Origin of the sequence: Curtobacterium sp. MCLR17_039 (assembly GCF_003234745.1) — a bacterium.
Lineage (GTDB): Bacteria > Actinomycetota > Actinomycetes > Actinomycetales > Microbacteriaceae > Curtobacterium > Curtobacterium flaccumfaciens.
Genome location: NZ_QKTF01000006.1, coordinates 1 through 23,119, shown reverse-complemented (window position 1 = coordinate 23,119; position 23,119 = coordinate 1). Strand labels below are relative to the sequence as shown.

Genomic DNA, 23,119 nt, shown 5'->3' with positions numbered 1-23,119 from the left:
TCAGTTGGACTTCGCGGTCAGCCATACGGTCATCGCGACGACCGCGCCGAGTCCGAAGATCCAGATGAACAGACCCTCGGCGACCGGCCCCAGGGAGCCGAGTGCGAAGCCACCGGGGGACTTGTTGTCCTGCACGTACTTGAGGTACGTGATGATGTCGGCCTTCTGCTCCGGCGTCAGGTTCAGGTCGTTGAAGACCGGCATGTTCTGCGGGCCGGTGAGCATGGCCTCGTAGATGTGCTTGCCGGAGACCGTCTCGAGGCTCGGGGCGTACTTGCCCTCGGTCAGTGCACCACCGGCGCCGGCCACGTTGTGGCACATGGCGCAGTTGATGCGGAACAGCTCGGCGCCTTCGGCAGCGTCGCCGTCCTCACCGTTGGTGAGCTCGGTGGACGGGACCGACGGGCCGGGGCCGAGGGAGGCGACGTACTGCGCGAGTGCGTCGACCTGCTCGTCCGTGAACTGCGCGGGCTTCTCTTCGGCCTGGGGGCCCTGGGCAGCCATCGGCATGCGGCCGGTGCCGACCTGGAAGTCGACCGACGCGGCACCGACACCGATGAGGGACGGGCCCTCGCTCGTGCCCTGCGCGGAGAGACCGTGGCAGGTGGCGCAGTTCGAGGCGAAGAGCTTCTCGCCCTCGTTCACCTGCGACTGGCTCGAGGCGGCGACGGTGTTCGTGCTGTCGTCGGCGTTCGCCGTGGAGCTGAACAGTGCGTACGCGCCACCGGTGGTCATGAGACCCACGACGATGAGCGACACGGTCGCCATCGGTGAACGGCGGCCCTTCTTGGACTTGGTTCTGTTGAACATGTGCTGGGGGGTGTCCAGTTCCTACTTGAGAAGGTAGATGACGGCGAAGAGGAAGATCCACACGACGTCGACGAAGTGCCAGTAGTACGACACGACGATGGCGGTGGTCGCTTCCTTGTGGCCGAAGTTCTTGGCGGCGAAACCGCGGCCGAGCGTCAGCAGGAAGGCGATGAGGCCACCGGTCACGTGGAGCCCGTGGAAGCCGGTGGTCATGTAGAACGCCGAGCCGTAGGCGCTGGAGGAGAGCGTCACGCCCTCGTGCCAGAGGTTGGCGTACTCGAAGATCTGGCCGCAGACGAAGATCGCACCCATCGCGTAGGTGACGAAGAACCACTCCGTCATGCCCCAGTGGCGCGGGTTCCAGCTCGTCCGGTGCACCTGGAAGCGCTCCGCAGCGAACACGGCGAACTGGCAGGCGAAGCTGGACAGCACCAGGATGATCGTGTTCACGGAGGCGAAGGGCACCTCGAGCTTCGCGGTCTCGGTCGCCCAGAGCTCAGGGGACGTGCTGCGGAGCGTGAAGTAGATCGCGAACAGGCCGGCGAAGAACATGACCTCGCTGCCCAGCCACACGATCGTCCCCACGGCCACGGCGTTCGGCCTGTTGAGGGCCGGACCGCTGGCTGATCTGGAGAGAGAGGTGCTAGTCACGTCCTCCATTATGGCCGAAACCCCCGACAGTGTTTTCGCAGGAGACTGGCGGGTCTCTCGAATTCACTACGATCGAGCCATGCCTGACGCACTTTCTTGGCCAGCGGTGATCAGCGCGCTCATGGCGCGCGAGGACCTGACGATCAGGCAATCCACATGGGCCATGGAGGAGATCGTGCACGGGCGCGCCACCCAGGCACAGATCGCAGCCTTCGCCGTGACGCTCCGCGCGAAAGGCGAGACCGTCGACGAGGTCGTCGGGTTCCGCGACGCGATCCTGGACGCCGCGGTTCCGCTCGACGTCGACCCGATGGCGCTCGACATCGTCGGGACCGGCGGCGACGTGGTCGGCACCGTGAACATCTCGACCATGGCGGCCATCGTGATCGCGGCCGCCGGGGTCCCCGTCGTCAAGCACGGCAACAAGGCCAGCTCGTCGAAGTCCGGGTCGAGCGACGTGCTCGCCGCCCTCGGACTCGATCTCACGATGGACGCCGCGCGTGTCGCGGACACCTTCCGGCGTGTCGGGCTGACCTTCGCCTTCGCCAACGCGTTCCACCCCGGTTTCGCCCACGCAGGCCCGGTCCGGCGCGAGATCGGCGTGCCGACGGTGTTCAACTTCCTCGGCCCGCTCGTCAACCCCGCGCGGTGCGAGGCCAACGCCGTGGGTGTCGCCCAGCTCGACCTCGTGCCGATCATCACGGGTGTGTTCCAGACGCGCGGCGCGACGGCGCTCGTGTTCCGCGGCGACGACGGACTCGACGAGCTGACCACCACCGGGCACAGTCACATCTGGGAGGTCACCGGCGGCCGCGTGACCGAGCACGACCTCGACCCGCGGGACCTCGGCATCGCCCGGGCACGCACGGACGACCTGCTCGGCGGCGACCCCGAGCACAACGCCGGCGTCGTCCACCGGGTGCTCGCGGGGGAGACCGGACCCGTCCGCGACATCGTCCTGCTGAACGCCGCGGCCGGCCTCGTCTCGTTCCGCCTGGCGCAGGACCCGAACGAATCCGACCGGCCGATCCTGCAGCGGTTCCGCGAGCAGCTCGTCGTCGCTGCCGAGGCGATCGACTCCAGCGCCGGTGCGCGCAAACTGGCTGATTGGGTCGGCGCAGCTCCCGCTGTGTAGTCCACACCGCTTCCGCCCGGGCCGCACCGTGCCGGCAACCAGCCGACCACCCGACGACCCGACGACTGGCCGCGCCCGACGCGCAGGAGACGCAACGCACGGGAGGCCCGGTGCCGGTTCCTGGAACCGGCACCGGGCCTCCCGTCGGTGCGTTCAGTGCACGCGGTCAGCGGGCGCGTGCTTCGTTACTGCACGTCCTCGTCGACCCAGTCGAAGGTCTTCGTGACGGCCTTCTTCCACAGGCGGAGCGTGCGCTCGCGCTCGGCGGCGTCGAGCTGGGGCTCCCAGCGCTTGTCCTCCTGCCAGTTGGCACGGAGCTCGTCGAGGTTGGCCCAGAAGCCGACCGCGAGACCAGCGGCGTAGGCCGCACCGAGCGCCGTCGTCTCCGCGACGACCGGCCGGACGACCGGCACGTTGAGCATGTCGGCCTGGAACTGCATGAGCTCGCTGTTCGCGGTCATGCCACCGTCGACCTTGAGCTCGGTCAGGTCCACGCCGGAGTCGGCGTTGACCGCGTCGAGGACCTCGCGGGTCTGCAGCGCCGTCGCCTCGAGGGCGGCACGCGCGATGTGCCCCTTGTTGACGAAGCGGGTGAGGCCGACGATCGCACCGCGGGCGTCCGGACGCCAGTACGGCGCGAAGAGCCCGGAGAACGCCGGCACGAAGTACACGCCACCGTTGTCCTCGACGGTCTTGGCCAGGGCCTCGACCTCCGGGGCGCTGCCGATCAGACCGAGGTTGTCGCGGAGCCACTGGATGAGCGAGCCCGTGACGGCGATCGAACCCTCGAGGGCGTAGTGCGTCTCCTGGTCGCCGAGCTTGTAGCCGACGGTGGTGAGCAGGCCGTTCTCGGAGCGGACGATCTCGGTACCGGTGTTGAAGATCAGGAAGTTGCCGGTGCCGTAGGTGTTCTTCGACTCGCCCTGGTCGAACGCGGCCTGACCGAAGGTCGCGGCCTGTTGGTCACCGAGGATGCCGGCGATCGGGACCTCGCGCAGCAGGCTCGAAGACTCGACGTGGCCGTAGACCTCGGAGGAGCTGACGATCTCGGGGAGCATCGACTTCGGCACGCCGAAGTCGGCGAGGATGTCGTCGCGCCACTGCAGCGTCTCGAGGTCCATGAACAGCGTGCGGGACGCGTTCGTGACGTCGGTCTTGTGGACGCCGCCGTCGACGCCACCGGTCAGGTTCCAGAGGACCCAGGTGTCGGTGGTGCCGAAGAGCAGGTCGCCCGCCTCGGCCTTCTCACGAGCACCCTCGACGTTCTCGAGGATCCACATGATCTTGGTCCCGGCGAAGTACGTCGCGAGCGGCAGGCCGACGATGGCCTTGTACTTGTCGGTGTTACCGTCGGCGAGCTTGTCGACGAGTGCCTGCGTGCGGGTGTCCTGCCAGACGATGGCGTTGTAGACCGGCTTGCCGGTGGTCTTGTCCCAGACGACGGCGGTCTCGCGCTGGTTGGTGATGCCGACGGCTGCGACGTCGTGGCGCGTGATGTCGGCACGCGACAGTGCCTGACCGATCACCTCGCGGGTGTTGTCCCAGATCTCGGCGGGGTCGTGCTCGACCCACCCGGCGCGCGGGAAGATCTGCTCGTGTTCCTTCTGCCCGGTCGAGATGATCGAACCGGAGTGGTCGAACACGATTGCTCGGGTCGAGGTCGTGCCCTGGTCGATGGCGACGATGTAGTCGGCCATTGGTGCTCCTTACGGGTGTGTTCGGTGCGGGTGCGTGTTCGGTCCTGCGGAACGGCCGTCCACGCCTTCGGGGTGGGGGTGGGTCAGCTGACGATGGGCAGCAGGGCGACGGACAGGCCGGCGGCGAGGGCGCCACCGATCAGCGGTCCGACGACCGGCACCCAGGCGTAGGCCCAGTCGCTCGAGCCCTTGCCCTTGATGGGCAGGATGGCGTGCGCGATGCGGGGGCCGAGGTCACGGGCGGGGTTGATGGCGTAGCCGGTGGGGCCACCGAGGCTGACACCGATCGCGATCACGAGGAAGGCGACGGGGATCGCGCCGAGCGATGCCGGCGTCTGACCGTTCGAGAACGCGATGACGACGAAGACCAGCACGAAGGTGCCGATGATCTCCGTGACGAGGTTCCAGCCGTACGACCGGATCGCGGGGCCGGTCGAGAAGACGCCGAGCTTGGCGGCCGCGTCGGGCTCCTCGTCGAAGTGCTGCTTGTAGGCGAGCCAGACGATGACCGCGCCGATGATCGCGCCGATCAGCTGGGCGAGCCAGTAGAGGAACATCTCGCCGACGGTGATCTTGCCGAGCAGGGCGAGCCCGAGGCTGACCGCGGGGTTGAGCTGACCGCCCGAGCTGTACGAGACGGTGACACCGGCGAAGACCGCGAAGCCCCAGCCGATGGTGACCATCAGGAACCCGGCTCCGAAGCCCTTGGACTTCGCGAGCGAGACAGCGGCGACGACGCCGCCACCCAGGATGATGAGCATCGCCGTACCGACGAGCTCGGACAGGAAATTGACGCCGATGCCGTCCATCGGTGACCTCCAGTGCGTGAGGGTGGGGGTCCGGCCGTGCTGCGCCGCACTCCCCGTTGAGTGATTGAGGCCAACCATAGTGATGCGGTTCACGGCCCGGCGATGAATTCGTGAGCGAAGTGCGGCATCGTGCACGAACGTGCAGGACGAGTGTCCCCCGCACGATCCCGAGGCGGTGACGCGTCCTCGGCGCACTGCACGAACGTGCATCGGGAGCGGACGGCTGCCCGTGCCGTCGATGTAGATTGGGCGCACTCCGGTCGACGACGCGCGGTGTGACCGCCACGGTTCGACCCCGTACCCGTGGAGGCACCGCATGAAGAAGCTCATCAACGACCCGCAGGCCGTGGTCGAGGAGACCGTCCGGGGCTTCGCCCGGGCACACGCCGGACACGTCGTCCTGGTCGAGGACCCGATCCACCTGCACCGCGCTGACGCACCCGTCGCCGGCAAGGTCGGGATCGTCAGCGGCGGTGGCAGCGGCCACGAGCCGCTGCACGCCGGCTTCGTCGGGTACGGCATGCTCGACGCCGCGGTGCCCGGCCCGGTGTTCACGAGCCCGACGCCCGACCCGATCGTCGCCGCGACGAAGGCCGTCGACGGCGGTGCGGGCGTGCTGCACATCGTGAAGAACTACACCGGCGACGTGCTCAACTTCGAGACGGCGGCCGAGCTCGCGGCGATGGACGACGTCCGCGTCGAGTCCGTCGTGGTGGACGACGACGTCGCGGTGCAGGACTCCCTGTTCACCGCCGGCCGTCGCGGTGTCGCCGGGACCGTCGTGGTGGAGAAGTGCGCCGGCGCCGCCGCCGAGCGCGGGGACGACCTGGAAGCGGTCGCCGCCGTGGCCCGGCACGTCAACGACGTCACGCGGTCGATGGGGCTCGCGCTGGCGTCGGGCACCGTCCCGCACGCCGGGGAGCCGTCGTTCGTGCTGGCCGACGACGAGGTCGAGCTCGGCATCGGCATCCACGGCGAGCCGGGCCGTGAGCGGATCGCGATGGCACCGGCGGACGAGCTGGTCGACCGCGTGCTCGAGCCGATCCTGACCGACCTCGACGCCCCGGCCGGTTCGTCGCTGCTGCTCCTGGTGAACGGCATGGGCGGCACCCCGCTTTCCGAGCTCTACATCGCGTACCGACGCGCCGCCGAGGTCCTCTCCGACCGCGGCTACCAGGTCACGCGTAGTTTGGTCGGCGACTACGTCACGTCCCTCGAGATGCAGGGGTTCTCGCTCACCGTCACGGTGCTCGACGACGAACTCACTGCCCTCTGGGACGCCCCGGTGGAGACCCCGGCCCTGCGCTGGGGACGCTGAGCGACCGCAACCGCGGCTGCAACCGCGACCGCAACCGCGGCTGCAACCGCGACCGCAACCGCGGCTGCAACCGCGACCGCGACCGACCACGACCGCTCGACCACCGGACCACGACACCGGGCCCACCGGGCCGGACACACGAAGGGAACCGCATTGGCGCTCGACACCGCATGGGCCATCGACTGGGTCCGTCGCACCGCCGCGACGATCGACGAACACCGCGCCGAGCTCGTCACGCTCGACCGTGAGATCGGGGACGGCGACCACGGCGAGAACCTCGACCGCGGGTTCCGGGCCGTGCTCGAGGCCGTCGACTCCGGGTCCTTCGACACCCCGGGTGCCGTCCTCAAGACCGTTGCGACGAAGCTCATCTCGACCGTGGGCGGAGCTGCCGGCCCGCTCTTCGGCACCGCCTACCTGAAGGCGGCGCAGGCTGCCGGCGATGTGGCCGAACTCGACGCGGACACCCTCGTCGCCGTCCTCACCGCCGCTCGCGACGGGGTCGTGTCCCGCGGCAAGGCGGCGGTCGGCGACAAGACGATGGTCGACGCGTGGAGCCCCGCGGTCGACGCCGCAGCAGCGGCTGCCGGTGCCGGGGAGGACCCGAAGGCCGTGCTCACCGCAGCAGCCGACGCCGCCGCGCAGGGTGCGGCGGACACCGAGCCGCTCGTCGCCCACAAGGGCCGCGCGAGCTACCTCGGCGACCGCGCGATCGGCTACCGCGACCCCGGTGCGCAGTCGACCGCGTACATCCTGCGCGCAGCGGTGGACGCAGCGTGACCGTCGGCATCCTGGTCGTCTCGCACAGCGCGGCGATCGCGACGGGCACCGTCGAGCTGGCACGGCAGATGGCTGCGGACGTGCCGCTCGTCGCCGCGGGCGGCACGGACGACGGCGGCATCGGCACGTCGTTCGAGGCGATCACCGCCGGCATCGAGGAACTCGCCCAGGCGGATGCCGTCGTGGTCCTGTGCGACCTCGGCTCCGCCTACCTGACGACCGACACCGCACTCGACTTCCTGGACGACGACGTCCGAGCCCGCGTCCACGTGTCGCAGGCCCCGTTGGTCGAGGGCACGGTGGCAGCAGCGGTCGCCGCCCAGACGGGCGGTGACGCCGACGCGGTCCTGGCTGCCGCGGCATCGGCCGCGGGTTCCGAGGCGGACGCGAGCAGCGCCTCCCGTCCGTCCGGTGACCAGCCTGGAGGCACGGGGCCGGCCGACGGGGCTGCCCCCGTCGACGACGCGGCCGGGTCCGACCGCGTCAGCGCGTCGGTCGAGCTGGTCAACGAGACCGGGCTGCACGCCCGGCCCGCCGCGGAGTTCGTGAAGACGGCGGCGAAGTACGACGCGAGCGTGCACGTCAACGGCGTGGACGCGAAGAGCCTGCTGGCGATCATGGCCCTGGCGCTGCCGAAGGGTGCGACGGTGTCGATCGACGCGACCGGGCAGGACGCGCAGGCCGCAGTCGACGCCCTGGTGGAACTGGTCCGGTCCGGCTTCGGCGAGTGACCCCGCCGCCGGGCGAGTGACACCGCCGCCGGGGGAGCCCCCGGCGGCGGTGCCCGCTCCGGTCAACGGATCGAGATCGTACCCGCCAGGTCGAGGTCCGAGGGGCCTCCGGTGACCCCGGCGTCCGCGAGCAGGGTGGCACCGAACACGGCGCTCCAGAACGTGCGGGCGTCCCGGGCGACACCGCTGGGGCTCGTCCAGCCCTGGTCGCCGACGACGCGCTCCAGGTAGCGCTCGGACTGCCGGAACAGCACGGCGAGCAGCAGCCGCACGCGCTCACGCTGCGCCGGGTCGTCCCCGGCTGCCCCGAGCGCGCGGACCACGAGCGGGGTCGACGGCATCGCGAGGGCGGTGCGGGCGAGGACCTGTCGGAACGACTCCGGCGAGCGGGCGCGCCGGCCGGCCGCCTGCAGTCGCGTGGTGTCGCGGAGGAACAGCGCGAACGCGGCGTCGAGCACCAGGCGGTCCTTCGAGCCGTAGTGGTGCGTGATCTGGTTCGGGTAGACACCCGCGGCCCGGGCGACCTCGCTGACGGTGACGCTCCGAGCGCCCGCGCTGAGCAGTCCGGCCGTCGCGGCGAGGATCTTCGCCCGTGTCGCCGCGCCGCGAGCCGTGCCGGAGCCGTCCACCGTGGTTGCCATGTCGGAATTGTACGTGGTACAACTCAACTTGTTCAACGTACAAGAGGAGTTCCCGTGGACATCGTCATCACCGGCTACGGCGCGGTCTCACCCTTCGGCCACGGCGTCACGCCGCTCTGGGACGCCCTGGTCGCCGGTCGCTCCGGCGTCCGGACCCTGCACCGCGACGGAGCGCTCTGGGAACAGGTGCCGATCCGGGTCGGGGCCGATGCCGCACTCGACGCCGAGGGTGCGCTCGGGCGGGTCCGTGCGAACCGTCTCGACCGCAGTCAGCAGCTGGCACTCGTCGCCGCGGACGAGGCCTGGGCCGACGCCGGTGCCCCCGCGGTGGACGGCGACCGCCTCGCCGTGGTGATCGGCACCGGGATCGGGGGAGTGGAGACGCTCCTCGACGCCCACGACGTGCTCGGTGCGTCCGGTGCTCGACGGGTCTCACCGCGCACGGTGCCGATGCTCATGGCGAACGGTGCCGCCGCGCAGATCAGCATCGCGTACGGGGCGCGGGGAGGCGCCTACACGACGGTGTCGGCCTGCGCCTCGGGCGCCGAGGCCATCGCCACCGCCGCGCGGCTCATCGCCACCGGTGAGGCCGACGTCGTCATCACCGGCGGGACCGAGGCCGCGGTCACCCCGGTGACGATGGCGTCGTTCGCCCAGTCGCAGGCCCTCGCGAAGCCCGACGGCGACGACCCGACGACCCTGTCCCGTCCGTTCGACGCCGACCGCCTCGGCTTCGTCCTCGGTGAGGGCGCCGGCATCGTCGTACTCGAGCGTGCCGACCACGCCGCCGCCCGAGGGCAGCGGTCGCACGGCACGCTCGCCGGGTGGGGGATCACCTCGGACGCGCACCACATCACCGCACCGCTGGCGGACGGCAGCGAGCAGGAACGGGCGATGCGCGCCGCGATCCGGATGGCGGGCCTCACCGGTGCGGACGTCGACCACGTGAACGCGCACGCGACGGGAACGCCGGTCGGCGACGTCGGCGAGGCAGCCGCCATCAGCCGTGCGGTGGGGACCGGGGCGCTGGTCACCGCTCCGAAGAGTGCCATCGGGCACATGTTCGGCGCTGCCGGCGCGGTCGAGGCGATCCTGACCCTGCGGGCGCTGGAGACCGGGACCGTGCCACCGACCCTGAACCTCGACCGGCTCGACCCCGCGGTGGACCTCGACGTCGTCTCCGGCACCGCCCGGACCGCGCCGCTCCGTGCCGCGTTGAACAACTCGTTCGGGTTCGGCGGTCAGAACGCGTCGCTCGTGTTCACCGCGGCGTGAGCTCCTGCAGGCCGGTGACCCGGAGCAGGTCGAGCTTCGCGGCGTCCGCGGAGCCCGGCACGACCGTGTAGACGACGATCCGCAGGTCACCGCCGGGGACGCTCAGCACGTCACAGTCGATCTCCACCGGCCCGACGGGCGTGTGCACGACCTTGCGGCTCGCACGGTGCTCGGCGATCCGGCCGGTCTCCCAGCGGCGGGCGAACTCGGGGGACTCCCGCAGCAGCCGTTCGACCAGGTCCGCCAGGTCACGGTCCGCCGGGTAGCGTCCGTAGGCCTGCCGCAGGTCGGCGGCGAGGTCGCTCGAGAACTCCTCCTGGTGCTCGTCGTCCCAGTCCACCCCGTCGCGCTCCTGCGTGAAGTGCCGCCAGACCAGGTTGCGATCGAGCCCGACGTAGCGCGAGGGGTCGCCGTTCACCGCGGCCCACAGTTCGTTCCAGAGCACGATGTCGTGAGTCGCCGTGAACACCGCGAGCGGCACGTCGCCGAGCCGGTCGACCAGCCGCTGCACGCCGGGCGTGATGTGCCGCGGCACCACCTGACGCGACGGCGGGGCGACGCCGGCCACCCGGCACAGGTGGTCCCGCTCCTCGGACGACAGCCGGAGCGCCGTCGCGAGGGCCGCGAGCAGCTGCGGCGACGGGTTCGTCGCCCGGCCCTGCTCCAGGCGGACGACGTAGTCGACGCTCACGCCCGCCAGCGCGGCGAGCTCCTCGCGGCGGAGGCCCGGGGTCCGTCTGCCGGGGCCGGCCGGCAGGCCGACCGCCTCGGGACGCACCCGGTCGCGCCAGGAACGCAACACGTTCGCGAACTCGCTCATGTCCACCATCATCGCCCCGCGCCTCCTGTCCGTCCTGGTACTGCGGGTCCCACCGTCGCACCGTGCCTGGGGGAGCCGGGCCGGCGGGGGCAGGCTGGGCACATGACAACGACACTGATCACCGGGGCCAACCGCAGCCTCGGACTCGAGACCGCACGCCGACTGATCGAGGCCGGCCACACCGTCCACGCCGGCATGCGCGACCCGGCCAGCGGCGACGACGCCCGCGCACTCGGCGCCCACGTCGTGCGGCTGGACGTCACCGACCAGGCCAGCATCGACGCGGCGATCGCGACGATCCCCGAGCTCGACGTCCTCGTGAACAACGCCGGGATCCTCGGCACCTCGTTCGGGGTCGACGACCTCGACGCGAGCGCGATGGCGACCGTGCTCGACACCAACGTCACCGGCATCGTCCGGGTGACCCAGGCCGCGCTGCCCCTGCTGCGACGCTCGGCAGCACCCGTCATCGTGAACGTCTCGTCGGGGGTGGGCTTCCCGCGCTGGCTGACGACGCCGGGGCACGACGAGTACGGGGTGCCGGCGGTGCCGTACGCGGCGTCGAAGGCGGCCGTGATCGCGTTGACCGTGCAGTACGCGAAGAACCTGCCGGGGTTCCGGGTGAACGCGAGCGACCCGGGCTACACCGCGACGGAGTTCAACGGGTTCGGCGGACACCAGACCATCACCGAGGGCACCGACGCCACGGTCATGCTCGCGACGATCGGCACCGACGGGCCGACGGGGGAGTTCCACAACCGCGAGGGACGCATCGAGTACTGAGGGGCAGCGCTCCGTCAGTCGTGCACGTCGGCACCGAACCCCGGCCCGGGGCGCATCATCCAGCCGTCCGGGTCGGGCAGCGGGCGGAACCCGAACCGCTCGTACAGCCCGTGGGCATCCGCGGTGAACAGGGCGAAGCGCTTCAGGCCGAGCGGCTCGACCGCCTCGGTCACGCCGCGCACGAGTGCGACCCCGACGCCGCGGCCCCGGGCGTCGGGGTCCACGAACACGTCGGCGAGCCACCCGAACGTCACGCCGTCGGTGATCACCCGCGCGTAGCCGAGCTGCGCGCCGGTCGTCGAGTCGTACACGCCGAAGTTCCGGGAGCCGGCGATGATCGCCTCCTGCGTCGCCCGGTCACGCCCGCGGGCCCAGTACGACTCCTCGCTCAGCCAGCGGTGCACGCGGTCGACGTCGAGGTCGGCGGGGTCGGCGGAGAAGCGCAGATCGGTCACGTGACGAGTCAACCGGCGGACGCGCCTGCGGCGCAACGGCCGATCGGGTCGGGGTGGACCGCTCGGGTGGTCGGGTGGTCGGGTGGCCGGGTGCCCGTCGGCCTGGAGGCCCGTGGGGACCCCGACGCGCGGGTCGCGTCGGACGGTTGGTCGCGCTGGTCCGGCGTCCGGCGTCCGGCGTCTGTCAGGATGGCCGCATGCGCGCCGTCCAGTACTCCCAGTTCGGTTCCGTCCCCTCGATCGTCGACCTGCCGGAACCGGTCGCGCCCGAGCACGGCGTCGTCGTCCGGGTGGCTGCCACCGGTGTCTGTCGCAGCGACTGGCACGCGTGGAAGGGGCACGACGACTCCGTCCGGCTGCCGCACGTGCCCGGCCACGAGTTCGCCGGTGTCGTCGCGGCGATCGGGGCGGGCGTCCAGCGCTTCGCCGTCGGCGACCGGGTCACGGCCCCGTTCGTGTTCGCCTGCGGGACCTGCGCCGAATGCCTCGACGGCGCCACCCAGGTGTGCACCGCCCAGCAGCAGCCCGGGTTCGACCTGCAGGGCTCGTACGCGGACTCCCTGGTCGTCCCGCACGCCGACCTCAACCTCGTCGCACTGCCCGACGCCGTGGACTTCTCGGTGGCGGCAGCGCTCGGCTGCCGGTTCGGCACCGCGTTCCACGCCCTGCACGCACGAGGGCGCGTCGCAGCAGGGGAGTGGGTCGTGGTCTACGGCTGCGGCGGAGTCGGGCTCTCCGCGGTCATGGTTGCCGTGTCCGCCGGCGCGCACGTCGTCGCCGTCGACGTCTCCACGGCCGCACTCGAGCGCGCCGCCGCCCTGGGCGCCGACACCGTGCTGATGGACGCCGATGCCGTTATGACGGTCCGATCCCGCACGGGTGGCGGGGCGCACGTCTCGCTCGACGCCTACGGCAGCCGTGCCACCTCCGTCGCCGCCGTGGCGTCCCTGCGTCCGCGCGGTCGGCACGTGCAGGTCGGGCTGCTCCTCGACGACGAAGCCGCTCCGGTGATCCCGATGGGCCGGGTCATCGCGGACGAACTCGAACTGCTCGGCAGCCACGGCGCAGCGGTCGGGGAGTACGGCGCGATGCTCGACGCCGTCGTGGCGGGGCGACTGCGTCCGGAGCAGACGATCGGCCGCACCATCGGTTTCGACGACCTGCCCGAGGCGCTCGTCGCGATGGACCGACCCGCGACGTCGTCGGGCATGACCGTCGCGGTGTTCTGAGGCTCGGGCGTTCCCGTCAGCCCTCGGTCCGCGCGTCCGCGCCTCGGCGGATGCGCAGCACGACCGCGCCGATGACCAGAACCGCCAGGATCCCGACGATCCCGAACAGGAGCGTCTGGCCGCCGTGCCCGTGCGCGTGCGTGCCTGCACCGGTGTTCGATGCGGCTGCCGCTGCCGTGGGATCCGCGGACGCCGTGGTCGCGGCCGTCGGGTTCGTCGTGGGCGCGGGAACGGACTGCGATGCGGCCGGTTCCACCGTAAACGCGAGCTGCCCCTCGATCGGATGGCCGTCGGGGGAGACGTACCGCCAGACGACGGTGTGCGGGCCGGAGGTGAGCGACACCGCCTTCGACATCGTGGTGCCCTCGACGGTCACCGCTCCCGAGGACTCGTCGGTGCCGCCGTCGTCGCGGACCTCGACGCGCAGACCGGCTTCGAGCCCGGCCAGCGGCGCCTCGCTGAAGGTGAGGTTCACTCGCTCAAGGTCGGCAGCCACCGTGGCGCCGTCCGCCGGATCACTCGAGGTCAGTGCCGCGTGCGCCGATGCGGGTGTCGTGCCGATCAGCACGAGGAACGCGGACAGGGCGACGGCGAACAGGACCCGGGGCGTCACGGTTCGGGAGCGGCGTTGGGCATCTCGGTGATCGTGCACACGTCCACGCTAGGGAAGCGATGTCGAGCGTCCCGTCAGCCGAGCGGGGCCAGTCGCAACCTCTTGCTGGTGGAGGTCAATATTCGTTTTGGTAGTAATCGACGCGTGAGACGTGGCTGTTCGGGGCACCGAGGGCGCAGACGCCGTTGACCATCCTCAACGAGGACGGTTCGCGCTCTACGCTGGGACGCGTGAGCAGAACTCCCCGACAGCGACCGTTCGAGCTCGCGCCGGCGCCCTGGCCGGAGATTCCCGCCGACGACGCGATCGCGGAAGCGGCTCGTACATTCGTGGTGCGACTGAGGGAAGCAATGGGAACTCAGAGCACGCGCGCAGTCGCGACGGCTGCTGGTGTGCACCACACGACGTTGCTGGGTGTTCTGGCCGGTCGTTCCTGGCCGGATCTCGCCACGCTCGCTCGGCTCGAGCTTGCCCTGGACGCCGAGCTGTGGCGACGGCCCGCACGTTAGAGGTCGATCACCGTTTCGAAGGCAAACCACGTTCCGCCTGACATTTCAGCGAGGGAACGGAGGCGTCCCTCGAAGCGTTGCCGTGACTGGACGGGAGCCTCATGAAGGTGTTGCAGGCGGCGCCTCAGTAGGTCGCGCATCAGCGCCGCAGCCGTTTCGTCCCCTCCAAGCTGTCCGCTGACGACGTACTCGCCGGAGTCGAGGTCACAGACGGCAGCGAGTTCGGCAGCTCCGACGGTCACGACGAAGTCGCCGCGGCGTCCGACTGTTCGGTAGTCGATACGCGCGGCCTCGGGGACCACGACCGCGTCCAGCCAAGAGACTTCCACTCTGGCACCGGTTGTGGCTTCGATCGTGAGGCGGGGTGAACCAGAACCCGCGCCTCGCTCGCCTTTTCCCATGTGCTGATTATAATCAGCACGCGGCATGAGACGTGTTGCGAGCGGCTGGCAGGTGAGGAAGTGGCGTTGGAAGCATCAGAGGCGGCCCCTTCGCCGGTGAGGTCTGCCGCCTCGCGTCAGATGTCGCTCGCCGCGCTGGAGGCGGCCATCGAATCGCTTGGACTCGAGTTCTACGCAACGGTTGAGCAGATCGCCGAATCGCTAACGGCACTCAACCGGCCGAGTCCGCTGGGAACGGCGAAGCGAGCTCTCATCCTTCAGTGGATCGGCGCGGTCGGTGACGAGTTCCAATGGGAAGCGGAGCTGAGCGACCGAAATCTCATGACCGTGCTGGTCCGAGCCATATCGATCGAACACGCGGCGCTGTTGCAGGCCGAGGACGTGGCCCGACGACGGGGGAGTACTCTCCATGAGCTTCGGGCTGACGTGGCTTCTCGACAGCTCTGGGGGTTCGAGCGGGCTGGAGCCTTGCTGTTCCCCTCGTGGCAGTTCATCGACGCCGGTGCCAAGACTTTGGAGCTCATCTCCGATGTTCTACCGACGGTGCTGCAGTGCGTACCGCCTGACGCGCCGCCAGCACTAGTTGCTCGCCTGATGTGCTCCGAAGACCCGCACTTGCAGCGGGGCGGCGCGCGGTGCAGTCCAAGAGAACATCTGATCGCGGGCGGATCGCCTTGGCCCGTGGTGCGGACCTTGCTGCTTGTGCTCGAGGGGTCTGCTTCGCGCCTCCAAGATCTCGTACTCGGAGGACGGGGTGACCGGTGAGGTTGGCTGGGAAACGGCATCCACACTCCGGCTGAAGCAGCGGAAGCGACCACTGTGAACGTCCCCCTATCGAGCTTCAACTCCCTCGCCGGTGTCATCGCGCACGGCCGCGACTATGGCCGAGTCGCTGAGCCACCCACAGTTCCGCGTGGCCGACAAGGGACACTCGAGGAGCAGGAGTTCCTCATCCGGTTCGGCGGCTGGACCCGGGAAGAGTACGAGGACTCGAAGGCCGAAGTCGCCCGCGGCGAGCTGGAGAACGTGGAACGTCGCACGGAACTTGAGGGGCTCGTCTCTGCGTTGACCGCCGAGGAAGCCGCGGACTGGTTGCGCATCAACGACGCTGAGCTGCACGCGCTCCTCGCTACGGGGCAAGTGACAGCCTTCGTGTGCGCCGGGGAGTTGCGGTACCCGGCGTGGCAATTCACCGATGACCCAGCGATACCTGTCCTTCCCGGCCTTGCACGACTCACGCCGGCGTGGGGTGATCAGAAACATCCATCCACGATCCTCGGCTACATGTACAACGCGGACCTCGAGATCGAGGGGACCAATGAGTCCTTCACGCCCGTCGACTGGTTGACGATCGGCGGCGACGTCCAGGTCGTGCTCGACCATCTCGAAGCCGCGAATTGGCGGTAGGACGCCTCGGATGCACACAGTTCCGCCCTTCGTGTCTCGCAATCGACCTCAACCCACCACCCCTCCAGGCGGCAACTGTGGGGGACCTAGAAGTCAAACAAGAGGGGAGTGCCTGATGACGTCACGGGTACAGATCGCGCGGGCACGCGCACGTGTTGCTCTCGCCGCCCTGACGGGTGACGACCTGCCGGACAGCGTCCGCAGCAACGCCACCATGGACTTCGCGGATGCCGACGACGCTTTGTTGGTCACCCGGGACCGCGATCTTGACCCGCCGCGGCAAGACCGCGCCTTCCCACGACTAATCGGTGTTCACGCCGGCGGTCGAGATTTCGGGCCACGCCACAACCCGCCGCGTCCTCGAACCGGCCGAGATCTCACACCTGACGAGGAAGACGCACTCATCGAGTCGGCGTTCGGTACTCGGCAGCGGTACGAAGCTGCAAAGTCCGCCGTCGCGCGCGGCGAGCTCGACGCAGCCGAACGCCGTTCTTGGCAGCGCGGAATGAGTGCCTCCCTCACCCTTGAGGAAGCGGCCGACTGGCTGGATACCGGAACGGCACGGGTCCTCACCCACCTCGTGTCCGGCAACCTGTTCGCGTTCGTGTGCGACGACGAGCTGCGCTTCCCGGCATGGCAATTCACCGACGACCCGAACCACCCGGTGCTGGATCACCTCTCGACGTTGGCCGGAGCGTTCGACAACGACATGCACCCGACGTCGATCCTCGGCTTCATGACGACACCACACCCGTACACGCGCATCCACGGTGAACCGGCGACGCCCATCGAATGGCTTACCGAGGGCCGCCGGGTGCAGCCGTTGCTGGAACTACTCGAGACCCGGCGCTTGAGATAGATCCTGCACCGAAGACCTGCTCAGCCTCACTCGCGATATACCCGACCTGATGGGGCGGCAGGAGCACCTGGCCAAGCCCCGAGACAGCACGCTGGAGGGGGAGGCCGGACCTCACGAATGTCGACGTCAGAACTGGATGTACCCGTTCCAGCCCCGCTCCGCATCTAACCCGTCCTCCCCGAAAACGTCAGGATCAACGGGGAAGTGCTCGTTCTGGAAGTGATCGAGCGACGCCCGAGCCTTGTCCCGCAGCGCAGAAACATCCTCTGCGGGGTGCATACGAGACAGCATCGCGGTCCGTCGCTCCAGGACCGCGTCCCACAGCTGGCGACGGCTCACCTCGGCCATCAGCTGCCCGGCGACCAACATCGAGTGGAACTCAAGCGATCCCGCGAACCGATCCATCAGCGTGATCAGATCCCGATCTTTGACCTCTATGAAAACCTTGGGCTGACGGTTCTGCTGCTCTGCCATCGAGCGCACCTGCGCCCGCGCGTCCTCGAACGCCTGCCGTTCTGGATCCTCTGGCATGATTTCCCCCTCCTGCCACAGCACGATGCGTGGGCCATTGGCGATGTACAACAGTAGGCAGCTTCTCTCTGAGTCGCGCTTCTGACTTCGCTCCCTATCCGGGCGGCCTGGTCACTACGGCTGCAGGAGTTCTCGTTCGATGCGTTCTGCGACGGCGTCCCGCATTGGTCGCACGTCGTCTGGTGACCAGGAGGTGGGGTCGGGGAAGGCCCACTCGAGGACCGTGCCGCGTGGTTCTGCGGGGAGCTCGAGGCCGGGCTTCATGAGCACGACGATGTCCGCCTGTTCGAGCAGGTCGGGCGTCACTTGCCGGGGCACGCGTCCGGTGATGTCGAGGCCGAGCTCGCCCACGGTCGCGGCGATCGAGGGGTTCACCTCGTCGGCAGGGCTGATGCCGGCGGAGGTGGCTGCGTACCGGTCGGCGGCTGCGATTTCGAGCAGGGCGGCGCCGAGCTGTGAGCGGCCGGCGTTGTGCTTGCAGATGAATAGGACAGTGGGCTTCGTGGTCATGGGTGCGAGTCCGGTCAGTTAGTGCAGCACGAGGTGCTGTCAGTAGACGGCGCAGGCGTAGTGCAGCAGGCAGCGTCCTCAGCGGCAGGAGTGGCGGTGGCGGTGGGGGTGGTGCAGCAGGAGCTGCCGCCGATGTCGGTGGAGCAGACGCCGGTTTCGGGGAGGACGAGTTCGACCAGGCGCGCTGCGGTGTGGTCGCCGGCGAGTTCGGCGGCGATGGAGCGGACTTGCTCGTAGCCGGTGAGGAGCAGGAACGTGGGGGCTCGGCCGTAGGACTTCATGCCGGCGATGAAGAAGTTCGGCTCCGGGTGTGCAAGCTCGGCGACGCCGTGCGGGGGCACGGAACCGCAGGAGTGCAGATTCGGGTCGATCAGTGGTGCGAGGGCTCGGGGTGCTTCGACGATGTCGTCGAGGCCGAGGCGGATCTCGCGGAGCATGTCGAGGTCGGGTCGGAACCCGGTGGCGTTCACGATGACGTCGACCGTCACCGCGAACGGCTCTCCCGCGCGCCGGCCGGTGACGGTGACCTGGTCGCCGTCGGGGCGGACGTCGTCGATCTCGTACGAGGCGATCTGCTGCACCCGACCGGATTCGACGAGACCGTGGACGGTGGAGCCGAGCTGCCCGCGGGCGGCGAGCCCGTCGGCGGCGTCGGCGCCGAGCCGGGCGGTGTCGGCGTTCCGGACAGCCCACAGCACCTCCGTACCGGGAACGTCCTTCGCCAGGGCGGCGAGCTTGATGATCGTGTTCGCGGCGGAGTGCCCGGCACCGACCACGAGGACCCGCTTCCCGGCGAACCGGGCCCGGTCGGCGCCGAGGACGTCGGGCAGGGCGTGCAAGAGGTGGTCGCCGAGATCCGCGGCCGGTGCGAGGCCAGCGGCAGTAAGGGGGTTCGGGGTCGTGTAGGTGCCGGAGGTGTCGATGACGGCGCGGGCGATCACGTCAGTGACGCCGTCGGCGGTGTGGAGGCGGAGCAGGAAGGGGGTGTCGGCTCGGCCGGTGGAGCGGGTGCGGTCCATGCCCTGCCGTGACACCGCCTCTACCCGGGTGCCGTACTGGATCACCGGTGCGAGCTGCGGGGTCGCGGCGAGGGGTGCCAGGTACGTGTCGACGAGGTCGTGGCCAGTGGGCAACGACGCCGCTCGAGGTGCTTCCCAGCCGGTGGCTTCCAGGAGCCGCTGGGCGGCAGGGTCGATGACGTACTGCCACGGGGAGAACAGCCGCGTGTGCCCCCAAGCGCGAACGCTCGTCCCCACGATCGGCCCAGCTTCGTAGACGACGACATCGAGGCCGCGCTCAAGGAGGTGCGCGGCGGCAGCGAGGCCGACGGGGCCTGCGCCGATGACGGCAACGGGAAGTCCGGTGAGGCGGTCCGCGTCAGTCCGTGGTGGGACGGTGAGGGTGAGCGTCATGATCTGCTGCTTCTTGGTCGTCACGCGGTTGCGTCGGTGGGCAGCAGCTCGTTGAGGAGCGTCTGGACGCGGTGCTTGATGTCGTCGCGGATGGGGCGGACGTCCTCGATGCCGCGGCCGGCGGGGTCGGTGAGTTCCCAGTCCTCGTAGCGCTTGCCGGGGAAGATCGGGCACGCGTCGCCGCAGCCCATGGTGATGACGGCGTCGGAGTCGCGGACGGCGTCGGTGGTGAGGATCTTCGGCTGGTTGCCGGCGATGTCGATGCCGTCTTCGGCCATCGCCTGGATCGCGATCGGGTTGATCTGGTCCTTCGGCTCGGAGCCGGCGGAGAGGACCTCGACGCGGTCGCCGCCGAGTGCCTGGGCGTAGCCGGCGGCCATCTGGGAGCGTCCGGCGTTGTGGACGCAGACGAACAGGATCGTGGTCTTGTCACTCATGGGTGTGTGTCTTTCCGGGTTCAGTGGATGAGGGTGAGCCAGCCGGCGAGGGCGGCGAGTGTGACGGCGAGGACGGGGATGGTGAGGACGATGCCGGTGCGGAAGTACTGCCCCCACCCGATGTGGATGCCCTTCTTCTCCAGCACGTGCAACCACAGCAGCGTCGCGAGGGAGCCGATGGGGGTGATCTTCGGGCCGAGGTCGGAGCCGATGACGTTGGCGTAGACCATCACCTCGTGCGTGAGCCCGGTCGCTCCGGCACCGCCGATGGCGAGAGCGGCGATGAGGACGGTGGGCATGTTGTTCATCAGGGACGCAAGGATCGCGATGGTGAACCCGACGCCGAGCGCGGTGACGAGGACCCCGTGGTCACCGAACACGTCGAACAGCGTCGCGAGGTGGTCGGTGAGGCCCTGGTTCTGCAGGCCGTAGACGACGAGGTACATGCCGATGGAGAACAGCACGATCTGCCACGGCGCCTCCCGGATCGTCCTCCACACCGGAATCACCCGCCCCGACGGCGCACCTGCTCCGCCACCGGCGGCACGGACGGTGGCGGTGCCGCCGGTGGTGACGAGGACCGGCGCAGCCTCCGCACGGGCGAAGAGGAACGCGGGCTGCCGGGCGGCAACGAGCACGATCACGACGGCACCGACGCCGGCGACGGCCGCGAGGGGGACGCCGAGTGGGTCGGCGGCGAAGTAGCCGACGAGCAGCAGCGCCAGGACGACCCAGCCGGCGCGGAACGTCGCCCGGTCCGTGACCGCGGCGGCGGGGCTGGTGAGGGCGAGGACGTCGTACCGCTTCGGGATGCTCCTACCGAAGTAGGCCAGCAGCATGCCGAGGGAGGCCAGGACGGAAACGATGCCGACGGGGATCATGACGGCGGCGTACTCGGCGAACCCGAGGTGGAAGTAGTCAGCGGAGACGATGTTGACCAGGTTCGACACCACCAGCGGCAGGCTGCCGGTGTCCGCGATGAACCCAGTGGCGAGGATGAACCCCAGCGCCGCCTTCTGCGGCATATTCAGTGCCCGGAGCATCCCGACGACGATCGGGGTGAGGATCAACGCGGCCCCGTCGTTGGCGAACACCGCCGCGATGACGGCACCAAGGCCGACGATCAGGACGAACAGCAGCCGCCCGTTACCGCGACCCCAGCGCGCGACGTGAAGCGCTGCCCACTCGAAGAACCCGGCCTCGTCGAGGATCAACGAGATCAGCACCACCGCGACGAACGTCAGCGTCGCGTTCCACACGATCCCGACGACGGTCGGGACATCTCCGAGGCCGACGACGGTGGTGGCGAGGGCGATGACGGCGCCGATGAGCGCGGTGTAGCCGATCGGGAACCCCTTGGGCTGCCAGATCACCACCACGAGCGTCGCGACGAAGATCGCCGCAGCGACCACAGCCATCACCATCAGGCGATCACCCCGGCCTGGTTCGCCGCTGCGGCGGCGCGCTCCCAGCCCTGCGCGGCGACCTGCACGGCGTCCCACGGGGACCCGAGCGGCGGCGTGTAGCTGAGGTCGAGGTCGATGACGTCGTCCACGGTGAGCTCGGTGTGGAGGGCGGTGGCGAACGTGTCGATGCGCTTGCTGATCTCCGCCGTCCGCTGCCCGACGATCTGCGCCCCGAGGAGGCGACCGGTGCTCTGGTCGCCGGTGACGCTGATCGTCAGCGGGACCGCGCCCGGGTAGTACCGCTTGTGGTCATCCGCCACCGTCACCCGCGTCAGCGCGGACACGTCCAGTGGGCCGGTCTCGTGCTGGCGGAGGCCGGTGCGGGCGGCGACGAGGTCGAACACCTTCACCACCTGCGTCCCCACCGAACCTGCGAAGACCTTGCTGCCACCGAGCATGTTCTCCCCAGCGACACGGCCCTGCTTGTGCGCCGTCGTCCCGAGCGGCAACCACGTCGTGCCGAGGAGGCGGTGGTGCGTCACGACGCAGTCACCCGCAGCCCACACATGCGGCACACCGGTCCGCATGGACGCGTCGACGCCGATCGCACCGGCCTGGCCCAGCTGCACGCCGGCAGCGACGGCAAGGCCCGTGACCGGGCGGACACCGACACAGACGACCACGAGCGCGAACGTGCCCTCCGCGTCGCCGGACGTGGAGCTGGTGGCGACGCGCCACTGCCCACCGCCTGCCAGGGTGATCCCGGTGACGGTGGAACCGGTCAGCACGGTCGCGCCGTGGCGGCGGACTTCCGCGGTGACGAGGGAACCGAGTTCCGAGTCGAGGGTGGAGAGCACTTCCGGGCCGCGCTGAATCAGCGTCGTGTCGAACCCACGGGCGACGAGGCCCTCAGTCATCTCCAGGCCGATGTAGCCGGCACCGACGACCGCGACCAGGCTCCCTGCCGGCAGTAGCTCGAGGGCAGCGACGACCTGTTCCGCATCGGTCATGGAGTGCAGTAGGTGGATGCCCGGTTCACCGAACGGGACCCCAGCCGGGCGCACCGGCTCGGCGCCGGTGCCGACCAGCAGCTCGTCGTAGGAGATCTCCTCTTCCCCGGCGGGGCCCGTGACGGTGAGGCGGCGGCGGTGGACGTCGACGGCGGAGGCCCAGGTGGAGGAGCGGACGGTCATGCCGGCGGCTTCGAGGTCCGCGCGGGTGCGGTGCGCGAGCGACGCTTCCGTGGCGACGTCGCCGGACACCCAGTACGGGATGCCACAGATGGAGAAGTTCGGGAACTCGTCCGCGAGCACCACCGTCACATCCGTCGACGGGTCGAGTTCACGGGCGCGGAGCGCTGCAGCGATGCCGGCGTCACTGCCGCCAACGGCGAGGAGGTGAGTCATCAGGCTGGTCCTTCACGGATCGAGCGGGAGCCGGAACCCGGCGAGTACATCGAAGCACGTCGATATCGATGAGCGCAAATATAGACGCGTGTCGAAGTCCGTGGGAGGATGAGCCCATGACGATCGAGCTGCTCCCCATTCAGGACGTCACCGCGTGCTGCTCACCCGTCACGACCGAGGCGATGGACCAGGCATCCGCGGAGGTGCTGGCGAAGTCACTCAAAGCGATAGCCGACCCGGCACGGCTCCGGCTCATCTCGATGGTCGCCGCGCACGACGGCGCCGAGGCATGCGTGTGTGACCTGCAGGAACCGCTCGGCCTGTCCCAGCCGACCGTCTCGCACCACCTCAAGGTCCTCGTCGACGCCGGGATCCTGCACCGCGAGAAGCGCGGCACCTGGGCGTACTTCTCCCTCGTTCCCGGCGCGCTCGACACCCTCGCCAGCCTCATCACCACGCCAGCCCGATAGTCACGATTTCCACGGGCCCCGAAA

At 69.8% G+C, this 23,119-nt stretch carries 26 protein-coding genes; 11 read left to right on the top strand and 15 right to left on the bottom strand.

The features are described from left to right. Together DEJ00_RS08990 and DEJ00_RS08985 are read right to left on the bottom strand one after the other, a co-directional pair. Positions 1 to 810, bottom strand: coding sequence for a cytochrome c (locus DEJ00_RS08990; protein ID WP_027465616.1), 810 nt, complete (start codon positions 808 to 810; stop codon positions 1 to 3). Positions 811 to 831: 21 nt separating this feature from the next. After that, positions 832 to 1,470, bottom strand: coding sequence for a heme-copper oxidase subunit III (locus tag DEJ00_RS08985; RefSeq protein WP_027465617.1), 639 nt, complete (start codon positions 1,468 to 1,470; stop codon positions 832 to 834). 70 nt (positions 1,471 to 1,540) lie between these two features. Here DEJ00_RS08985 and trpD point away from each other — a divergent pair, with 70 nt between their 5' ends. Beyond that, positions 1,541 to 2,596 (top strand): anthranilate phosphoribosyltransferase, encoded by a 1,056-nt coding sequence (gene trpD / locus DEJ00_RS08980; protein ID WP_111057111.1) that lies wholly within the window; start codon positions 1,541 to 1,543, stop codon positions 2,594 to 2,596. A gap of 185 nt (positions 2,597 to 2,781) precedes the next feature. On the opposite strand, the gene glpK is transcribed toward trpD, so the two are convergent. Both glpK and DEJ00_RS08970 read right to left on the bottom strand, forming a co-directional pair. After that, positions 2,782 to 4,293 (bottom strand): glycerol kinase GlpK, encoded by a 1,512-nt coding sequence (glpK, locus tag DEJ00_RS08975; RefSeq protein WP_111057110.1) that lies wholly within the window; start codon positions 4,291 to 4,293, stop codon positions 2,782 to 2,784. Positions 4,294 to 4,376: 83 nt separating this feature from the next. Continuing rightward, a complete protein-coding gene (locus DEJ00_RS08970) occupies positions 4,377 to 5,102 on the bottom strand; it encodes an MIP/aquaporin family protein (protein WP_071244695.1) in 726 nt (241 codons plus the stop codon). A gap of 316 nt (positions 5,103 to 5,418) precedes the next feature. Between DEJ00_RS08970 and dhaK the strand changes: the two genes are divergently transcribed. From dhaK to dhaM, 3 genes are all read left to right on the top strand, one after another. Further along, entirely contained in the window at positions 5,419 to 6,420 is a 1,002-nt protein-coding gene (gene dhaK, locus DEJ00_RS08965; RefSeq protein ID WP_111057109.1) for a dihydroxyacetone kinase subunit DhaK, read from the top strand. Between the two features lie 153 nt (positions 6,421 to 6,573). Beyond that, positions 6,574 to 7,200 carry a dihydroxyacetone kinase subunit DhaL gene (gene dhaL / locus DEJ00_RS08960; protein WP_111057108.1) on the top strand — a complete coding sequence of 209 codons (627 nt, stop codon included), beginning with the start codon at positions 6,574 to 6,576 and terminating at the stop codon, positions 7,198 to 7,200. Next, a complete protein-coding gene (dhaM, locus tag DEJ00_RS08955) occupies positions 7,197 to 7,931 on the top strand; it encodes a dihydroxyacetone kinase phosphoryl donor subunit DhaM (protein ID WP_111057107.1) in 735 nt (244 codons plus the stop codon). Before dhaL ends, dhaM begins: the two co-directional genes overlap by 4 nt. 62 nt (positions 7,932 to 7,993) lie before the next feature. On the opposite strand, the gene DEJ00_RS08950 is transcribed toward dhaM, so the two are convergent. Further along, positions 7,994 to 8,572, bottom strand: coding sequence for a TetR/AcrR family transcriptional regulator C-terminal domain-containing protein (locus tag DEJ00_RS08950; protein ID WP_027465623.1), 579 nt, complete (start codon positions 8,570 to 8,572; stop codon positions 7,994 to 7,996). Positions 8,573 to 8,626: 54 nt separating this feature from the next. Between DEJ00_RS08950 and DEJ00_RS08945 the strand changes: the two genes are divergently transcribed. Next, entirely contained in the window at positions 8,627 to 9,847 is a 1,221-nt protein-coding gene (locus tag DEJ00_RS08945) for a beta-ketoacyl synthase (protein WP_111057106.1), read from the top strand. Here DEJ00_RS08945 and DEJ00_RS08940 read toward each other — a convergent pair. Next, on the bottom strand, positions 9,834 to 10,667 hold the full coding sequence (locus DEJ00_RS08940; RefSeq protein WP_181440136.1) for a helix-turn-helix domain-containing protein: 834 nt from the start codon (positions 10,665 to 10,667) through the stop codon (positions 9,834 to 9,836). The two genes, DEJ00_RS08945 and DEJ00_RS08940, sit on opposite strands and share 14 nt — an antisense overlap. A gap of 102 nt (positions 10,668 to 10,769) precedes the next feature. Between DEJ00_RS08940 and DEJ00_RS08935 the strand changes: the two genes are divergently transcribed. After that, a complete protein-coding gene (locus DEJ00_RS08935) occupies positions 10,770 to 11,450 on the top strand; it encodes an SDR family NAD(P)-dependent oxidoreductase (RefSeq protein ID WP_111057104.1) in 681 nt (226 codons plus the stop codon). A gap of 14 nt (positions 11,451 to 11,464) precedes the next feature. On the opposite strand, the gene DEJ00_RS08930 is transcribed toward DEJ00_RS08935, so the two are convergent. Further along, complete coding sequence (locus DEJ00_RS08930) at positions 11,465 to 11,905, bottom strand: GNAT family N-acetyltransferase (protein WP_111057103.1); 441 nt, start codon at positions 11,903 to 11,905, stop codon at positions 11,465 to 11,467. Positions 11,906 to 12,102: 197 nt separating this feature from the next. Here DEJ00_RS08930 and DEJ00_RS08925 point away from each other — a divergent pair, with 197 nt between their 5' ends. After that, on the top strand, positions 12,103 to 13,134 hold the full coding sequence (locus DEJ00_RS08925; RefSeq protein WP_111057102.1) for an alcohol dehydrogenase catalytic domain-containing protein: 1,032 nt from the start codon (positions 12,103 to 12,105) through the stop codon (positions 13,132 to 13,134). A 16-nt stretch (positions 13,135 to 13,150) separates the two neighbouring features. Here DEJ00_RS08925 and DEJ00_RS08920 read toward each other — a convergent pair whose 3' ends face one another. Together DEJ00_RS08920 and DEJ00_RS08910 are read right to left on the bottom strand one after the other, a co-directional pair. Continuing rightward, a complete protein-coding gene (locus tag DEJ00_RS08920) occupies positions 13,151 to 13,786 on the bottom strand; it encodes a copper resistance protein CopC (RefSeq protein WP_111057101.1) in 636 nt (211 codons plus the stop codon). A gap of 466 nt (positions 13,787 to 14,252) precedes the next feature. Further along, entirely contained in the window at positions 14,253 to 14,657 is a 405-nt protein-coding gene (locus tag DEJ00_RS08910) for a hypothetical protein (protein ID WP_146247924.1), read from the bottom strand. A gap of 66 nt (positions 14,658 to 14,723) precedes the next feature. Between DEJ00_RS08910 and DEJ00_RS08905 the strand changes: the two genes are divergently transcribed. The 3 genes from DEJ00_RS08905 (at position 14,724) to DEJ00_RS18255 (ending at position 16,923) form a co-directional block, all read left to right on the top strand. Beyond that, on the top strand, positions 14,724 to 15,422 hold the full coding sequence (locus DEJ00_RS08905) for a hypothetical protein (RefSeq protein ID WP_146247923.1): 699 nt from the start codon (positions 14,724 to 14,726) through the stop codon (positions 15,420 to 15,422). 54 nt (positions 15,423 to 15,476) lie between these two features. Continuing rightward, positions 15,477 to 16,064, top strand: a complete 588-nt coding sequence (locus DEJ00_RS08900; protein ID WP_111057098.1) for a hypothetical protein — start codon at positions 15,477 to 15,479, stop codon at positions 16,062 to 16,064. A 115-nt stretch (positions 16,065 to 16,179) separates the two neighbouring features. After that, entirely contained in the window at positions 16,180 to 16,923 is a 744-nt protein-coding gene (locus tag DEJ00_RS18255) for a hypothetical protein (protein ID WP_146247922.1), read from the top strand. 126 nt (positions 16,924 to 17,049) lie between these two features. Here the strand turns inward: DEJ00_RS18255 and DEJ00_RS08890 are convergent, their stop codons facing one another. From DEJ00_RS08890 to DEJ00_RS08865, 6 genes are all read right to left on the bottom strand, one after another. Further along, the gene (locus DEJ00_RS08890; RefSeq protein ID WP_123937936.1) at positions 17,050 to 17,505 is read right to left on the bottom strand and encodes a hypothetical protein; all 456 of its coding nucleotides are present in this window, start codon (positions 17,503 to 17,505) and stop codon (positions 17,050 to 17,052) included. A 63-nt stretch (positions 17,506 to 17,568) separates the two neighbouring features. Continuing rightward, positions 17,569 to 17,964, bottom strand: coding sequence for a low molecular weight phosphatase family protein (locus DEJ00_RS08885; protein ID WP_111057095.1), 396 nt, complete (start codon positions 17,962 to 17,964; stop codon positions 17,569 to 17,571). A 14-nt stretch (positions 17,965 to 17,978) separates the two neighbouring features. Further along, the gene (locus DEJ00_RS08880; RefSeq protein ID WP_111057241.1) at positions 17,979 to 19,376 is read right to left on the bottom strand and encodes an FAD-dependent oxidoreductase; all 1,398 of its coding nucleotides are present in this window, start codon (positions 19,374 to 19,376) and stop codon (positions 17,979 to 17,981) included. Between the two features lie 20 nt (positions 19,377 to 19,396). Next, complete coding sequence (locus DEJ00_RS08875; RefSeq protein WP_111057094.1) at positions 19,397 to 19,813, bottom strand: arsenate reductase ArsC; 417 nt, start codon at positions 19,811 to 19,813, stop codon at positions 19,397 to 19,399. Between the two features lie 20 nt (positions 19,814 to 19,833). Further along, entirely contained in the window at positions 19,834 to 21,231 is a 1,398-nt protein-coding gene (locus DEJ00_RS08870; protein ID WP_111057093.1) for an arsenic transporter, read from the bottom strand. 5 nt (positions 21,232 to 21,236) lie between these two features. Further along, entirely contained in the window at positions 21,237 to 22,625 is a 1,389-nt protein-coding gene (locus tag DEJ00_RS08865; RefSeq protein ID WP_111057092.1) for an FAD-dependent oxidoreductase, read from the bottom strand. Between the two features lie 116 nt (positions 22,626 to 22,741). Between DEJ00_RS08865 and DEJ00_RS08860 the strand changes: the two genes are divergently transcribed. Further along, on the top strand, positions 22,742 to 23,095 hold the full coding sequence (locus DEJ00_RS08860) for a metalloregulator ArsR/SmtB family transcription factor (protein ID WP_111057091.1): 354 nt from the start codon (positions 22,742 to 22,744) through the stop codon (positions 23,093 to 23,095). Positions 23,096 to 23,119 lie beyond the last annotated feature (24 nt).

Excerpts from the sequence above, each read along its gene's own strand:
- DEJ00_RS08990 (WP_027465616.1), bottom strand. The coding sequence starts at position 810 with ATGTTCAACAGAACCAAGTCCAAGAAGGGCCGCCGTTCACCGATGGCG.
- DEJ00_RS08985 (WP_027465617.1), bottom strand. The coding sequence starts at position 1,470 with ATGGAGGACGTGACTAGCACCTCTCTCTCCAGATCAGCCAGCGGTCCG.
- trpD (WP_111057111.1), top strand. The coding sequence starts at position 1,541 with ATGCCTGACGCACTTTCTTGGCCAGCGGTGATCAGCGCGCTCATGGCG.
- glpK (WP_111057110.1), bottom strand. The coding sequence starts at position 4,293 with ATGGCCGACTACATCGTCGCCATCGACCAGGGCACGACCTCGACCCGA.
- DEJ00_RS08970 (WP_071244695.1), bottom strand. The coding sequence starts at position 5,102 with ATGGACGGCATCGGCGTCAATTTCCTGTCCGAGCTCGTCGGTACGGCG.
- dhaK (WP_111057109.1), top strand. The coding sequence starts at position 5,419 with ATGAAGAAGCTCATCAACGACCCGCAGGCCGTGGTCGAGGAGACCGTC.
- DEJ00_RS08950 (WP_027465623.1), bottom strand. The coding sequence starts at position 8,572 with ATGGCAACCACGGTGGACGGCTCCGGCACGGCTCGCGGCGCGGCGACA.
- DEJ00_RS08940 (WP_181440136.1), bottom strand. The coding sequence starts at position 10,667 with ATGAGCGAGTTCGCGAACGTGTTGCGTTCCTGGCGCGACCGGGTGCGT.
- DEJ00_RS08935 (WP_111057104.1), top strand. The coding sequence starts at position 10,770 with ATGACAACGACACTGATCACCGGGGCCAACCGCAGCCTCGGACTCGAG.
- DEJ00_RS08925 (WP_111057102.1), top strand. The coding sequence starts at position 12,103 with ATGCGCGCCGTCCAGTACTCCCAGTTCGGTTCCGTCCCCTCGATCGTC.
- DEJ00_RS08910 (WP_146247924.1), bottom strand. The coding sequence starts at position 14,657 with ATGGGAAAAGGCGAGCGAGGCGCGGGTTCTGGTTCACCCCGCCTCACG.
- DEJ00_RS18255 (WP_146247922.1), top strand. The coding sequence starts at position 16,180 with ATGACGTCACGGGTACAGATCGCGCGGGCACGCGCACGTGTTGCTCTC.
- DEJ00_RS08885 (WP_111057095.1), bottom strand. The coding sequence starts at position 17,964 with ATGACCACGAAGCCCACTGTCCTATTCATCTGCAAGCACAACGCCGGC.
- DEJ00_RS08880 (WP_111057241.1), bottom strand. The coding sequence starts at position 19,376 with ATGACGCTCACCCTCACCGTCCCACCACGGACTGACGCGGACCGCCTC.
- DEJ00_RS08875 (WP_111057094.1), bottom strand. The coding sequence starts at position 19,813 with ATGAGTGACAAGACCACGATCCTGTTCGTCTGCGTCCACAACGCCGGA.
- DEJ00_RS08870 (WP_111057093.1), bottom strand. The coding sequence starts at position 21,231 with ATGGCTGTGGTCGCTGCGGCGATCTTCGTCGCGACGCTCGTGGTGGTG.
- DEJ00_RS08865 (WP_111057092.1), bottom strand. The coding sequence starts at position 22,625 with ATGACTCACCTCCTCGCCGTTGGCGGCAGTGACGCCGGCATCGCTGCA.
- DEJ00_RS08860 (WP_111057091.1), top strand. The coding sequence starts at position 22,742 with ATGACGATCGAGCTGCTCCCCATTCAGGACGTCACCGCGTGCTGCTCA.